General features: G+C 41.3%; 15 protein-coding genes. 10 read left to right on the forward strand and 5 right to left on the reverse strand.

The genetic code is table 11. The annotated features are described in order from the left end of the window. Window positions 1-538 precede the first annotated feature (538 nt). Window positions 539-973 carry a hypothetical protein gene (locus FIS9605_RS0104200; RefSeq protein ID WP_026731465.1) on the forward strand — a complete coding sequence of 145 codons (435 nt, stop codon included), beginning with the start codon at window positions 539-541 and terminating at the stop codon, window positions 971-973. On the opposite strand, the gene FIS9605_RS0104205 is transcribed toward FIS9605_RS0104200, so the two are convergent. Continuing rightward, a complete protein-coding gene (locus FIS9605_RS0104205; protein ID WP_026731466.1) occupies window positions 970-1,950 on the reverse strand; it encodes an RsmB/NOP family class I SAM-dependent RNA methyltransferase in 981 nt (326 codons plus the stop codon). The two genes, FIS9605_RS0104200 and FIS9605_RS0104205, sit on opposite strands and share 4 nt — an antisense overlap. Window positions 1,951-1,991: 41 nt before the next feature. On the opposite strand from FIS9605_RS0104205, the gene FIS9605_RS42370 reads away from it, so the two are divergent. The 6 genes from FIS9605_RS42370 to FIS9605_RS0104230 all read left to right on the forward strand — a co-directional run bounded on the left by FIS9605_RS42370 (window position 1,992) and on the right by FIS9605_RS0104230 (window position 6,587). Continuing rightward, window positions 1,992-2,204 carry a hypothetical protein gene (locus FIS9605_RS42370; RefSeq protein ID WP_155960354.1) on the forward strand — a complete coding sequence of 71 codons (213 nt, stop codon included), beginning with the start codon at window positions 1,992-1,994 and terminating at the stop codon, window positions 2,202-2,204. A gap of 187 nt (window positions 2,205-2,391) precedes the next feature. Beyond that, on the forward strand, window positions 2,392-2,595 hold the full coding sequence (locus tag FIS9605_RS0104210) for a hypothetical protein (RefSeq protein ID WP_026731467.1): 204 nt from the start codon (window positions 2,392-2,394) through the stop codon (window positions 2,593-2,595). Window positions 2,596-2,793: 198 nt separating this feature from the next. Further along, window positions 2,794-4,056, forward strand: coding sequence for a GNAT family N-acetyltransferase (locus FIS9605_RS0104215; RefSeq protein ID WP_026731468.1), 1,263 nt, complete (start codon window positions 2,794-2,796; stop codon window positions 4,054-4,056). A gap of 151 nt (window positions 4,057-4,207) precedes the next feature. Next, window positions 4,208-4,684 (forward strand): Holliday junction resolvase RuvX, encoded by a 477-nt coding sequence (gene ruvX / locus FIS9605_RS36215; protein WP_035139636.1) that lies wholly within the window; start codon window positions 4,208-4,210, stop codon window positions 4,682-4,684. Between the two features lie 317 nt (window positions 4,685-5,001). Next, the gene (locus FIS9605_RS0104225; RefSeq protein WP_026731470.1) at window positions 5,002-5,574 is read left to right on the forward strand and encodes a DUF3727 domain-containing protein; all 573 of its coding nucleotides are present in this window, start codon (window positions 5,002-5,004) and stop codon (window positions 5,572-5,574) included. A 467-nt stretch (window positions 5,575-6,041) separates the two neighbouring features. Then, window positions 6,042-6,587: a YqeG family HAD IIIA-type phosphatase gene (locus FIS9605_RS0104230; RefSeq protein WP_026731471.1), complete on the forward strand. Its 546-nt coding sequence runs from the start codon at window positions 6,042-6,044 to the stop codon at window positions 6,585-6,587. A 194-nt stretch (window positions 6,588-6,781) separates the two neighbouring features. On the opposite strand, the gene FIS9605_RS40585 is transcribed toward FIS9605_RS0104230, so the two are convergent. The 3 genes from FIS9605_RS40585 to FIS9605_RS0104250 all read right to left on the reverse strand — a co-directional run bounded on the left by FIS9605_RS40585 (window position 6,782) and on the right by FIS9605_RS0104250 (window position 8,116). Next, a complete protein-coding gene (locus FIS9605_RS40585) occupies window positions 6,782-6,946 on the reverse strand; it encodes a class I SAM-dependent methyltransferase (RefSeq protein WP_082209723.1) in 165 nt (54 codons plus the stop codon). A gap of 132 nt (window positions 6,947-7,078) precedes the next feature. Further along, window positions 7,079-7,516, reverse strand: coding sequence for a DUF4079 domain-containing protein (locus tag FIS9605_RS0104240; protein ID WP_072032361.1), 438 nt, complete (start codon window positions 7,514-7,516; stop codon window positions 7,079-7,081). Between the two features lie 204 nt (window positions 7,517-7,720). Continuing rightward, entirely contained in the window at window positions 7,721-8,116 is a 396-nt protein-coding gene (locus FIS9605_RS0104250; protein WP_026731473.1) for a DUF1830 domain-containing protein, read from the reverse strand. Window positions 8,117-8,661: 545 nt separating this feature from the next. Here FIS9605_RS0104250 and FIS9605_RS0104255 point away from each other — a divergent pair. From FIS9605_RS0104255 to FIS9605_RS0104265, 3 genes are all read left to right on the forward strand, one after another. Further along, on the forward strand, window positions 8,662-10,248 hold the full coding sequence (locus FIS9605_RS0104255) for a photosystem II high light acclimation radical SAM protein (RefSeq protein WP_026731474.1): 1,587 nt from the start codon (window positions 8,662-8,664) through the stop codon (window positions 10,246-10,248). A 255-nt stretch (window positions 10,249-10,503) separates the two neighbouring features. Next, entirely contained in the window at window positions 10,504-11,907 is a 1,404-nt protein-coding gene (locus FIS9605_RS0104260; protein WP_026731475.1) for a DICT sensory domain-containing protein, read from the forward strand. 103 nt (window positions 11,908-12,010) lie between these two features. Continuing rightward, window positions 12,011-12,649 carry a pentapeptide repeat-containing protein gene (locus FIS9605_RS0104265; protein ID WP_026731476.1) on the forward strand — a complete coding sequence of 213 codons (639 nt, stop codon included), beginning with the start codon at window positions 12,011-12,013 and terminating at the stop codon, window positions 12,647-12,649. Between the two features lie 55 nt (window positions 12,650-12,704). Here the strand turns inward: FIS9605_RS0104265 and FIS9605_RS0104270 are convergent, their stop codons facing one another. After that, window positions 12,705-13,265 carry a class I SAM-dependent methyltransferase gene (locus FIS9605_RS0104270; protein ID WP_026731477.1) on the reverse strand — a complete coding sequence of 187 codons (561 nt, stop codon included), beginning with the start codon at window positions 13,263-13,265 and terminating at the stop codon, window positions 12,705-12,707. Window positions 13,266-13,338: the final 73 nt, after the last annotated feature.

Below are 13,338 nucleotides of genomic sequence, written 5' to 3' on the forward strand. Positions count from 1 at the left end.
CCGCCAATGGCATGAACTAGTGTATTACTTTAGATAGAAGAATTTTTTATTTACATTTGTTACAGAAAAATCTTTTTATAACCTCTGAATTAAAAATACTTAGTGTCTAACCTTACGGGAAGCCAAAGAAGCCGCGTCTACGTGCCTTAGTAGTTTAAAAAGTCTTAAAATACCAAGACACAAAGAGTAAAATAATTTTCATGCGTTCTAGTGTACGCAGTTCATGACGGGTACTTAATCATTGATTTAGCTTGATAACAACTTGCCCTTGAATTTGGTTTATAGCAAGCACATATTGCAGAGGATAATAAATAAAAAAATTAAAAAATTAGAAGCAAGAGAGTCTTCCAAGTAGTACTATCTAGATATAAACAAATCTTTTTTCATTAATTTTAATAGCAAAAAGAGACTACACTAGCAAAACTTTGTCTATTAAATGTGGTTAAATTTGTGCATCAAAAAAATCATCTACCAATACATATCATCAAGTCTCACATTGATTTGAGTTTTTTACCTACAATATAAGAAGGAATGATACATGAAAATCAAAATTTTGATAAGTGGTGTGCTTGCCTTTACCGTGAGTTTAGTTACAAGCACTGGTATCAAAGCTCAGACTCCCAAAAAGGCTAGCACGTACCAAGTTGGTCCTTGGCAACCTGTGGCACGATTTGCGAACTATCAAAGTTTTGTAAAAGTCAAAATATTAAATAAAACAACATCTTCTCTACAGTACAGTTTAACAGGTGGGGATGCGTTGAATGCAGAAATCCCTGTAGGAGGTAGTGCCACACTTACCACTAATTCTCTTCCTACTTATGTGTTGATTTATGCTACGCAGCAGGATGTTGCATTGAAGTACGACGTAGCAGCAAAAGGTAATTCTGCTACTGTTACAATCCGGCAATCAAACACAGATCCTGGAGATACTACACTAAATTTGCATGAAAGCGGAGCAATTTACGTATACTAGTTTTCCTCTAATTCTCCCATATCTGCACGCTTTGTATTCATCCAAACGGCAGACAATTTATCTGCATCTACTTCCTTTTTATCCCCTTCCTCAGTATTTTTAAACAGCATTGTAAAAGCACCTGCTCCTAATCCATATTGGGGAAACATTCGATAACAAGGCATTGTAGTTAAATGAGATTGATAGTCTCTTAAATGACTAATTTTTACTGGTTGAAATTGAGGAAACTTTTTTAAGAGCCATTCACCAACTTCTTCATTTTCTTCAGGAGAATATGTACAAGTCATATAAGCAAGATAGCCTTGTGGTGAAACGATACGGGCAGAGTTTGCTAGGATACGTTTTTGACGATTCGCACTTTTATTAATAGCACTGGGATGAAAACATCCTGGTGCTTTTTCACCTTTAGCAAGTAAAGATTGCCCAGTACAAGGCGCATCTACGATCGCTAAATCGCTGGATGAAGGTATACTTTCTGCAAAAATACTAGAGTCTTTACTCGTAACGATAGAGGGGCTAATATGGCAACGCTTCAAATTAGAAATTAGCATACCTAGGCGTTTACCAATCACTTCATTACTAATTAACAATTTTGGTTGCAAAAGTTTCCAGGCTAAAATACTCTTTCCACCTGGTGCGGCGCACATATCAAAAACTAGCTCTACATGCTGAGTAATTTTTAGCAAAACTGAAGCCGCAAATACAGAAGAAAAATCTAAACAATATAAATATCCTTGCTCATGGAGTGGATGTTGACCCGGTTTTTCTCCCAAAGATAAACGGTCTATAAAAGAGGGTTGCCAAAATGTGGGCGTTTCCACTAAAAATGGCGAAACTTCTAATTTATCTTGACACCAAATTACACATGGATAAAAAGGTTTGGGATTAATTAAAGCTTCCACAAACTTTTCTTGGTCATCCAAGTTTTGAAATAGACGTTTGCTAAGTTTAAGTAATAATTTTGAAGGTGTTTCCATAAAATTTTGCTAATAACTTTATAGTAATCAAAGGCAGGGTAATGCTTGAAACTTCCGGTGGCAAACTGATGCTGAAAAATACCAGCATAAATGGCATCATAATTCTCTGGCTTAAAGGCAGTTTTATTTTAAGTAACTTAACTAACTTGCAACTTTACACGCCACACATAGATCGAGCGTTGACCTGTTGCTCAGTACTTTGTACTTTACTGCTGCTGGGGCGGCGAGGATTTTATGTAGTTTTTAATACTTAACTTCATTCGTATTTGATACACTAACCATGACCTCCTTATTCTGATACCGCTTCATATTTCTCCACAATTTTTCTAAAAACCGTTAAACTTCATTGCAAACTAAGAAGACGAGTAAGACAACGTGATAAGTTTTGATAATGTAAATCAATTAACGTGGAATTAACTAAGGAAGGAGAACACGGTGGCAATGGAATCAAATGTTTTGAAGCCTACAGGTGCAGTCCTGGAAGAAGATTTCAGTGAATATGTTGCCCACCTCCAAGTGCACATGGCTTTGCAAGCTCGCAATCTGGTTCCAACCCTGAAGCAGACACAGGCGGATAGCCGAGAAGAATTACTCCATCAAACCCAAGCCAATTTTGAAAAACTAATTTCTCGCCGAGCTATTTAACCTAAATCTATACAAATCTTAAATAAAATTTAAATAAAATTACAGCAGAGCTTGTTGAGTCCAGGCTAATGTAGTCATCAGCAAGTCTGCTTTTTTAATATTGAGTTGTGAAAATCACTCTTTTGGATCAATAAGGAAGGAGTAGAAAGCCGTTAATATTAATGCAGCAGTACCTCTGTTCCTGTTATTTAAGGCTGAATGGCGGCTCGAATGAAAATGACTTCTTTACTTCAGAGAAATCTTAGCATTGTCATCCGACCAATCCAATACCGGGATTTGGATGGGATTGAACGTCTAGCTCAAGATTCATTCGCAGCCAAAACCAGAAAGGGAGCCGATTTTGCCATGCGGCAGATGCAATGGCTACGCCGCTGGTATGGGTTGCTGAAATTTTTAAGCTGGTTTCCTAACCCGTTACAGCATATTTTCTGTGGTTATGTAGCAGAACAGGGACGAATACTTCTGGGAATCGTCCAAGTGTCACCATTCAACCGCACACGCAGTACTTGGCGTGTGGATCGCGTGTTTTTGGAGCGTGCTGCCGACAAACAAGGTATTGGATCGCAGCTTTTACGCTACTGCTTTGAATCAATTCTAGAAGCTCGCACTTGGATACTGGAAGTAAATGTCAATGATACAGAAGCACTGGCACTGTATCGGCAAAATGGCTTTCAGCGCCTAGCTGAAATGACCTATTGGGAAATTAAACCAGAACTACTGGCTGAATTGGCACAATCACAGCCAGATTTACCCAATTTGCTGCCAGTAAGCAACGCTGATGCCCAGTTGCTATATCAACTAGATACGGCATCAATGCCACCTCTAGTACGCCAGGTGTTCGATCGCCAAACCCATGATTTCAAAACCAGTTTGTTTGGTGCTTTAGTTGATGCTGTCAAGCAATGGGTTACTAAAACAGAAGTAGTGAGTGGTTACGTATTTGAACCTCAACGTAAAGCAGCGATCGGCTATTTTCAAATTTCGCTAGACCGCAAAGGTGAAGAACCACATATAGCAACGCTGATTGTTCACCCAGCATATACTTGGCTGTATCCAGAGTTGCTAACTCAACTTGCTCGCATTGCCCAAGATTTTCCTGAGCAACCCTTGCAACTAGCTTCAGCAGACTATCAACCAGAGGGGGAAGAGTATTTGGAGCAAATTGGTGCAAATCGAATAGAGCACACTCTGATCATGTCTCGATCAGTGTGGCATAAGATACGAGAGTCTAAATTTGTCTCTTTAGAAGGAATTCAGTTACCAGAGGTGTTGCAAGGTCTGCAACCAGCGCGCAAACCCATACCGGGTGGAATGTCATGGCTACCACCAAATCAGCCAACTTCCCCAGACAGAACAGTACAACCAAATCCATCAAAAGAAACTATTTCCTTTTCTTGCAAAAACTCTCACCTGGAAGCACGTTGTCAGCCTGAGTCAGCTGATGCACAGCAGCAGGAGTAGTCAAGTGGCTATTAATAAAGTAAGAGAGGGAGAATGGGAGAGTAGGGACAATATTGAGGCAAAGGGCAAAGGGCAAAGGGCAAGGGGCAAGGGGCATAGAAAAGATCCAATGTCCAATTCCCAATGCCCAATTCCAAATGCCCAATGCCCAATGCCCAATTCCCAATCTCCTACTCCTAAGTGTGTCTCCGCTTTAGGATTGGATGTCGGTCGCAAGCGTATTGGTGTGGCAGGGTGCGATCGCACTGGTTTGATTGCCACTGGTATTACCACTGTTGAACGCACATCTTTTCAACAGGATGTGGAGCAAATACAACAGCTGGTTAACGAACGAGAAGTACAAGTTTTGGTTATTGGTTTACCCTATTCAATGGACGGTTCTCTGGGGTTTCAGGCAAAGCAAGTGCAAAAATTTGCCACGCGATTGGGTAAGGTTCTCAATCTGCCTGTGGAGTATGTGGATGAGCGATTAACGTCTTTTCAAGCAGAACAATTACTCATTGCTGAAAACCGTTCTCCATCACGCCATAAAGCTTTAATTGACCGCAAGGCAGCAGCTTTAATTTTGCAACAATGGCTAGATGCGCGGCGAATTAGCTTAAAATCCACAGAAGTACCTGCTGAGTAACTATACGTTATCGCATGATATCCTGAGTTCTATTAGTCAGCAGAGGTGGAAAAGGGTTAAAGGTTCAAGGGAAAAGGAAATCAAAAAGTTTCTTTAACCCTGCCCTCTAATCCCCAACGCCAGTTGTTACAAAGAGGTAAACTCCAAGGGCACACTGGCTGCCTAACACATGCCACCCTACAGAAAGCCGCCCAAAAGGCGTCTACGGGAATCTACAAGGATGCACTGGCTTCTACGTAGAGTTCTGAATTCCTCTTACTCTTTTATCCTTTCCCCTTCCAAAGTAGCTGGTAATTATCAAGTCTCACACCTCGGCTATGTTTTCTTCTCCTTTTTCTAACGAACACGACCGTGAACACGCTGGCACCATCACTTTAACTGATGACAAAGGGCGATCGCTCGAATGTTACATTGAGCATTCGCTTGAAGTGGATGGACAAGAGTACTTTTTACTTCTTCCTGTTGACTCACCTGTAGAAATATTTGCTTGGCAAGGTGAGGATGAGGAAGAAGAAGCCATTCTTGTAGAAGATGATGCCACTATTGACCAAATTTTTAGCACCGCCCAAGCTGTGCTATCAGAACAAAACCTATTTCTCAAAAATACAGCCTATGCTTTGACTGTTGCAGGTGAATTACCGCCAGTCGAGGAGTCAGAACTCTTCACCTTAGAAATCGAAGACGAACAGTCTGATTTAGAACCAGAACAATTACAACTACTAACTAGCTTCTACTACGAAGAGCAAGAGTACGCAATTTATACTCCCCTCGATCCATTGCTGTTTTTTGCACGGATTTCTAAAACTGGCAAACCTGAATTACTGTCTCCAGAGGAGTTTCGCCAAGTACAACCACTGCTAGAAGAACATCTGTTTAATGAAGTTGAATAAGATTAAAAATTCAAAATTAAAAATTAAAAAATGAAAAGTTTTAATTCTTAATTCAGAATTTTTAATTATTATTTAGCAATGGGCGTAATCGCTTGGCAATCTCTTTGCCAAACGTTTACGATCATTGCATGGATTTAAACATGGTGGAATCTATACAAGCAGATTAGCCCAAGATCAAACTTAGGACGCTAGCAGAAACTCTAGCGAAATTGCTGTTTTGATTTGACAAGTCGAGAAGCAAAGTTTGATTTTGAGATCGTGGATGACTTGGATTGCAAAACAAACTGCGATGTTAATCACGCATTCAATTGAAGACGAAAATAATAAATAATCTCTAGTTCAGAGTCAATTGTTAAAAATAGTAACTAAAGTAATAACTCTTGACTATTGAACGGCAGGTGCTACAACGAAGGAAACCTCGAAAGGTGCACTGCCTCCCCTTGACTCTTGACTATTGACCTTTGACTATGCGCTGGAATAAGCTCTTACAGCCTGACTTAATTTTAGAAGGTTCAGTGTTAAACCTTACACCAGACATAATCCAACGATATGGGCTGAAGGGGCTAGTGTTGGATGTGGATGAAACCTTAGTACCAATAAAAGTAGTTTCGGCTTCAGTTGAACTGCGACAGTGGGTACAAGAAATCCGTCAGGTAGCAGCATTGTATTTAGTGAGTAATAACTTAAGTGAAGCCCGAATTGGTGGTATTGCTCGTTCTCTGGACTTGCCTTACTATTTGGGTGCAGCCAAACCCTCACGACGCAAAATTAGATCTGCACTGAATGCGATGAATTTGCCAGTACAGCAAGTTGCAATGGTAGGCGATCGCTTGTTTACTGACGTGTTAGCGGGTAATCGTTTAGGGATGTTTACAATTTTGGTTGAACCGATTGTTCACCCAGATGTTGCTCTCCGTTCCCACCCAGTACGTAACCTTGAAGTCTGGGTATCTGAAATTATGGGAGCCTCCATAACTCCCAAAAAACGCAGGTTTACAAACCTTGACAAATAGTCAGGAAAGTAAATCTAAAAAAATAATTAAAAAACCTTTGTTTCATACAGAAATAGGAGATTATATAAGTATAAATAACATGGGGTCAGCCAAATAAAGACCCTAAACATAGTAAGTGGTTATAAACTTGTAAAGCGTCAGCCTAAACTTTTATATATAGGTTGGCGCTTTACATTATTTTAGTTGTTTAACTGCTAAGAAATCACTTCAACCCAAGTCACATTTTTCACCTCAGCTTTGTTTGCTTGAACTTTAGCTTCAGTCAATATCTGTGGTTCAGGATCTATACCAACCACTTCTTTAAAATACTTGGCAAGTGGAAGCGTTAACAGTCCCGTACCGCATCCTAAATCAAGCAAACGCCTTGTGTATAGCTATTTTCAGGCGTTGCTGAATTAAAGTATGAATCAAATGTAGAGACGCGAAATTTCGCGTCTCTACAAGGGTTTTGGCTAGCTAAAAATGACTAATGACTAATGACCAATGACTAATTAAGGCAAATACTTTTGCACCACACTCCAACCAGTTAGGGACACCCAAGCAAAGGCAAAGAATATGGCAATGTTGGCGCCGATGTGGATACGTCTAACCCAAGGTTGTCTAACACGAATTTGTGTAGCACTTCCAGCAGACAGCAAAACCAAAATCACAGTGGTTAACCCAGCCCACAGGTGTGGTGAGTGTCCCAAAGAGCCAAAGTGACCGTAAGTACCAATAATACCAATAAGTAGCAGTAGCAACACCAAGCTGACCATGCAGATGCCAATTATATAGTGGAGAAAGGGCAGCCAATCAGGTTGATCTTGTCGCGAGGTTCTAGCACGAAACATCCAAACACCCATTATCGCTAATAGCACATAGGCTACTAGCGACAAACCCATCGACCAAGCCGCTATTCTCCACAACCATAAAAATGAAGGTAGATTCATAGTAATGATTGTAGATGGGGAGATGGGGAGATGGGGAGATGGGGAGAGTGGAGGAGTGGGAGAGTGGGAGAATGGGAGAGTGGGGGAGTGGGGGAGTGGAAGAATAACAACCAACAACCAACAACTAACCACTAACCAATAACTATTGACTAAAAATAAAAAAGGGCTGCTAATTTCAGCAACCCTATAATTTAACAGTTTTTTTTAATCAAAGGATGTGAAACCAGCAATTGTTAAGGGTTTTGTTGTATCACCGGTTTTTGTCTTAATTTGCTGCACAATTTGCTTGTTATGGATATTGTCGCCTATTGGTTCTGAGCTTTTGTCAAACTCATAACTAGTAGGTTCATTGATCGCAAGGCGATCGCAGGGGATTTTATCCGATAGAATTGCACTTGCCATCATGCCCGTATGAATCTCAAGTTGAGCTTCACCAGGAGCTTCAAAGGCTAGTCTTTGTCCAGGAAAAACAACCCTTTCAAAGTACCAGTTAGGAATATTCGAGATGCGAGCCACCTGGATTTTGCTCGTGGCATTCACGTAACAGCAGAGAATCTTTCCCGATTGCTCCGGTGGTAAAGGATCTAATATTTGAGCCATAACTGCTGAGGAGCTTTACGCCACAATTTTATCTTACATTAGCCAAGCTAACATCGGCTGATCCCCAGTTGCTGTAACCCCGACTACCAACTGAAATTTTCTACATTATTTCTATCTAAAGATAGGTTGTAGTTATGAAATTTTCGTAAAAATCTATGCCTTTTCTGCAATTATACATTATGCATGAACAATTCAATTCATCATATTTGATCGAGTTTTGCTGCTGTCTTTTTGCTTTCCCTCAGCTTTAAGACCGATTTTTTGTTTTTTGTGTTCTAAGACTTATAAGACTTATAGGCACAGAGCATAGCTTCAAGAATAAACTCGATGTTATTGTAAAGTTATGGGTCTATTACTTTCATAAAACACTATTAATGCTATGCATTAGTCGTGCAAAGCAACATTATCTATTTTCACAGCCACCTGAAGAAAAGGCATTTTTACCAATAATCGTCTTAAATGTCAAGGACGATTGTAATTAAAGACAGAAACCAAAACCAACTATAAAACCAGATTTTGCTCTCTTACCCCGGAACAACGGCAAGATGGAAGTTAAAACATTCATAAACCGAATTCTCTACGTTCGCCTTCCGTGTAACCCCATCTTCCCTATTGGGGTTGTCTATCTTAGCGATCACGTCCACAAATTGTTTCCTAATATCGAACAGCGCATCTTTGATTTAGGAACAGTACCGCCTTTGGATTATGCTTCTGCCCTAGATCGCTGTATAGATGAATTTCAACCCACACTGCTAGTTTTTTCTTGGCGAGATATTCAAATATATGCTCCCGTGGGCGGACGCGGAGGTAATCCACTGCAATACGCTTTTGAATTCTACTACGCCAAAAATCCTTTGGTGAAACTTAAAGCAGCATTAGGCAGCTTACGCGTTCTCACAGCTTACTATACAGAACTGTGGCACAATCTAGGATTAATTAAACGCGGACTAAAACGCGCCCGCAAATATCATGCAGATGCCCGAGTAATTGTTGGTGGTGGTGCAGTCAGCGTATTTTACGAACAGTTAGGTAAAAGCTTGCCCAATGGGATAATCGTTTCCGTCGGTGAAGGGGAAACCTTGCTGACAAAACTACTTAGCGGGCAAGAATTTCGGGATGAACGGTGTTATGTCGTTGGAGAAGATCGACCACGCGATCGCCTGATCCACGAACAACCCACACCACTAGAGAAAACCGCTTGTAACTACGACTATATCGAAACTATCTGGCCGGAGTTTAAATATTACCTGCAAGACGGAGATTTTTACATCGGCGTGCAAACTAAACGCGGTTGTCCCCATAATTGCTGCTACTGCGTTTATACTGTCGTGGAAGGCAAGCAGGTACGCATTAACCCTGCCGATGAAGTCGTTGCTGAAATGTGGCAGCTATACGATCGCGGTGTTCGCAACTTCTGGTTTACTGATGCTCAATTCATCCCGGCCCGGAAATTTATCGACGATGCTGTTGAACTCTTACAAAAAATCGTCGATTCTGGAATGACAGATATTCATTGGGCAGCATACATTAGAGCAGACAACCTCACACCCCAGTTGTGTGATTTGATGGTAAAAACTGGGATGAACTATTTTGAAATTGGTATCACTAGCGGTTCTCAAGAATTGGTGCGAAAAATGCGGATGGGTTACAATCTCCGCACAGTTTTACAAAACTGCCGAGACTTAAAAGCTGCTGGGTTTAACGACTTAGTTTCTGTTAATTACTCCTTTAACGTTATTGACGAACGTCCAGAAACAATTCGCCAAACTATCGCCTATCATCGCGAACTCGAACGCATTTTTGGTGCAGATAAAGTTGAACCTGCCATCTTTTTTATTGGACTGCAACCGCATACGCACTTAGAAGAATACGCCTTCAAAGAAGGCATTCTCAAACCAGGGTATAATCCTATGAGCTTGATGCCGTGGACAGCCAAAAAGTTATTGTGGAACCCCGAACCGCTTGGTTCCTTCTTTGGCGAAGTTTGCTTACAAGCTTGGCAACAAAACCCCAACGACTTCGGGCGCGAAGTCATGAAAATCTTAGAAGAAAGGTTGGGTTGTGCAGATTTAGAAGAAGCACTTTCCGCACCCATTGAGGCGAAAGAAAGACAACTTGTCGGAACAAGATAAGAGCAAACGGTGTTTGTTCGATTTTGCACCTTCGTCGCCATAATTTCTCTGTGATTTTACTTTGTGTCTTGGTGTCTTAGTGGTTAATTAAACATGTTTTTTAAACCACCAAGACACAAAGACACCAAGAAAATACTATTATGAGTACTCTTGCATGTAGCGTAATTCATGCTGCAAAAAGTAAACTATAAAGTTATAAGCAAGTATTTAAAATTTTCTCCCCCTGCGTCTGTGCGGTTCATTTAATAAATCCTCATGTTAGAAGGCTCCATACTCCAACAACTGGAAATTGCTCATCGCAATAGCAAAAGACCGATTAGATTCGGAGTTTATTACAAAAACACCCTGGTTGCCCTGTGTCATGCTTTAGAAGACCATATATTAAACGATGTCACCTCGCCCTTGGTCATTACTGCCTTTGAGCAGGGGAAATGGTATCTTCAAGAAGCAGAAAGATACGCAGACATTGCCAAAAAATCTTGTCAAGTAGCCATCATGGCAACTCCAGATACTGGCTGGGCAGAACATCCCACCAGCCAATTACCTAATGTTAATTTAGTTGCCTTAGATCCAACCGATCCAGTGTCACGGGAATGGCACTTGATCATTTTGTCGCCAAAATACACGGCAATGGTAATTTGTCAAGAGCTATCAGAAGCTGATTATGGTTCTTCTGGACTGCCTGGATCGGACTTAGAAAGAAAGTTTTATGGCTTGTGGACGTTTGAACCAGAGTTAGTCAAAGAAACAGCCGCGTTGGCGATCGCTCACATTAAACGCTACAACCCGGAACTAGCCGCACAACTCACTGCTTATCAAGACTCAATTCAGCCTAGTCTGGCCACACCAGAACAATTAAGCGCGGTAGTTTCTCGTGTAGTCGATTACCTCCAAACCGGGCAGGTAAACATATCCGTAGACACAGCTACACGCCAGCAAGCCTTGGATCGTAACTTAGTCTCCAACGAAATCCAGGCCTTTTTGCGAATGGCACAAATTATGGATGCTGCCGATATTACCAATCCAATGGCAGCCACAGAAGTCGTGGCACTGGCGGAAATAATCGGGCAGTTATTAGATTTACCCGCATGGCAGATTAAAAGATTGCGCCTTGCTGGTTTGCTACATCGCATAGATCCATTGCAAAGGGTAGAAAGTGTCTTGACTCCTGGCACATCAAGCCGCTACCAAGAAGAAGCACCTAGCTGTCCTCTAACTTGCCCGTTAGTACCGGGGGCGCAAGTGCTGCGAACCATGCCGCGACTGCGGGCGGTGGCACAAATTATCACTCATCAAACTGAGTGGTGGGATGGGACTGGTGAACCTGCGGGATTAACTGGCGATGAAATTCCTCTGGAGTCGAGGATTTTAGCGTTAGTGGCTGATTTTCAGTGGCGAGTAAATCAGAAAAAATCAACACAGTTGAGTAGGGAAGAAATATTTGCTCAAGCTTTAGAAGAATGCAGACAACAACAATCACGGCGTTTTGATCCTAAACTGATAGATACCCTGACGCTGTTAGTCATGGGTTTGCAGCAAGGAATTGAATTGCCCCTGATGACACCTAAAGTCAGTGCTGGTATGTGGTTGTTGGATTCTCGACTAGACAGCGAAAGCAAGACTATAGTTGATTTGAATCAAAACTTGCGTACAAGATAAATCTTTTTTGTGTTCTTAGTAGCTTTGTAGTTAAATAATTTTTTTAACAAACCACAAAGACACAAAGACACAAAGAACACGAAGAGAATTTTTGATAAATTTTATGAACACAGAAGCTATTAAATCAGGAAAGCTCAAACACTTAGCAGGGGCAAATTTAGAAGATGAGGATTTATCAAACCTTGATTTAAACCGCATTAATTTTGCTGGTGCTACCCTTGTTGGTGCAAATCTCGCTGGTTCTAAACTCGAAGGTGGACATTTAGAAGGTGCGAATTTGATGGGGGCGAACCTGCAAGAAACCGACTTGCGGGCAAACCTGATGGGTGCGAATTTAATGCAAGTAGATTTAACAGGTGCTGACTTGCGAGGTAGCAATTTGCGCGGTGCTAACTTGATGGGGGCAAGGCTAAGTGAAGTATCGTTTGCTGGTGCTTTCTTGAGTGGTGCTAATTTGATGAATGTCAACTTGCAAGGAGTTGACTTTCGAGGTGCTGACTTACGCGGTGCAAACCTGACAGGGGCAAATCTCAAAGGTGCAGACTTGAGTAGTGCAGACTTACAAGGCGCTTTATTGAGTGAAGCGAACTTAGAAGAAGCAGACTTGCGGGGGGCAAATCTGGCAGGGGCGAATTTGACGGGTGCGAATTTGCTATGTGCAGAGTTAGAAGGGGCAAATTTAAGCGGAGTGAATTTAGAAAGGGCGTGTTTGGTAGGGACAATGGCTGAGATGGGTGGGTGAGGACTTTGGTAATGAGTTTTGATAACAGCAAAAAATGCGATCGCACAAGTAGCGACTACTTAACTGCCATCAAAGTTATATCTACATCCTTAATCAAGTTGTTGTAAATTGCACTCTCTTTCAGTAGTAGCTCCATGTCAAACGCATTCTCAGGATACCGTTCACACCAAATTTCACTAGGTGTATATGACACGTGCATCAACTCAAAGTCAACATTAAGATATAGTCCGAGTAAAGTAAAGGCTTTTCCATTCGCTTGCCATTCTTGGTTAAGCCGTTTGGAGAACATACTTAAGCCTACAGGTGTAATAGCACGAACATGAGTAGGATCGTGGAAAAAGCGATCGCTGCGATGATGAGGAACTACAATATGCACCTTCGCCCCTGGTTTGCAAATGCGGTAAAGTTCTTGGATGATTTTCAAGTAAACTTCTGTCTGCTGCCCAAGATGTTCAAGTACGTGGCACATCTCGATTTCAGCGACACTGTTATCATCCCAAGGATAGGGAAACGTTTCTAAATCAAGTCGTAAGTCAGGCTTACCAAATTTATCAACATTAAGGTAGTCATCAAGATGTCTTGCGCCACAACCAAGATTCAATCGTAAGTACGCCATTACGTAGTTGTTTTAGAGATAACTCTGGAAAATTATTAAACCGCACTATGCTTTTAGGCAATTTCGACATCGC

Origin of the sequence: Fischerella sp. PCC 9605, assembly GCF_000517105.1 — a bacterium.
Classification (GTDB): Bacteria; Cyanobacteriota; Cyanobacteriia; order Cyanobacteriales; family Nostocaceae; genus PCC9605.

Coding starts and splice junctions, on each gene's coding strand:
- FIS9605_RS0104260 (WP_026731475.1), top strand. CDS start 10,504: ATGTTAGAAGGCTCCATACTCCAACAACTGGAAATTGCTCATCGCAAT.
- ruvX (WP_035139636.1), top strand. CDS start 4,208: ATGCCCAATTCCCAATCTCCTACTCCTAAGTGTGTCTCCGCTTTAGGA.
- FIS9605_RS0104265 (WP_026731476.1), top strand. CDS start 12,011: ATGAACACAGAAGCTATTAAATCAGGAAAGCTCAAACACTTAGCAGGG.
- FIS9605_RS0104230 (WP_026731471.1), top strand. CDS start 6,042: ATGCGCTGGAATAAGCTCTTACAGCCTGACTTAATTTTAGAAGGTTCA.
- FIS9605_RS0104215 (WP_026731468.1), top strand. CDS start 2,794: ATGGCGGCTCGAATGAAAATGACTTCTTTACTTCAGAGAAATCTTAGC.
- FIS9605_RS0104270 (WP_026731477.1), bottom strand. CDS start 13,265: ATGGCGTACTTACGATTGAATCTTGGTTGTGGCGCAAGACATCTTGAT.
- FIS9605_RS0104205 (WP_026731466.1), bottom strand. CDS start 1,950: ATGGAAACACCTTCAAAATTATTACTTAAACTTAGCAAACGTCTATTT.
- FIS9605_RS0104255 (WP_026731474.1), top strand. CDS start 8,662: ATGGAAGTTAAAACATTCATAAACCGAATTCTCTACGTTCGCCTTCCG.
- FIS9605_RS0104200 (WP_026731465.1), top strand. CDS start 539: ATGAAAATCAAAATTTTGATAAGTGGTGTGCTTGCCTTTACCGTGAGT.
- FIS9605_RS0104240 (WP_072032361.1), bottom strand. CDS start 7,516: ATGAATCTACCTTCATTTTTATGGTTGTGGAGAATAGCGGCTTGGTCG.
- FIS9605_RS42370 (WP_155960354.1), top strand. CDS start 1,992: ATGCTTGAAACTTCCGGTGGCAAACTGATGCTGAAAAATACCAGCATA.
- FIS9605_RS0104225 (WP_026731470.1), top strand. CDS start 5,002: ATGTTTTCTTCTCCTTTTTCTAACGAACACGACCGTGAACACGCTGGC.
- FIS9605_RS0104250 (WP_026731473.1), bottom strand. CDS start 8,116: ATGGCTCAAATATTAGATCCTTTACCACCGGAGCAATCGGGAAAGATT.
- FIS9605_RS0104210 (WP_026731467.1), top strand. CDS start 2,392: ATGGAATCAAATGTTTTGAAGCCTACAGGTGCAGTCCTGGAAGAAGAT.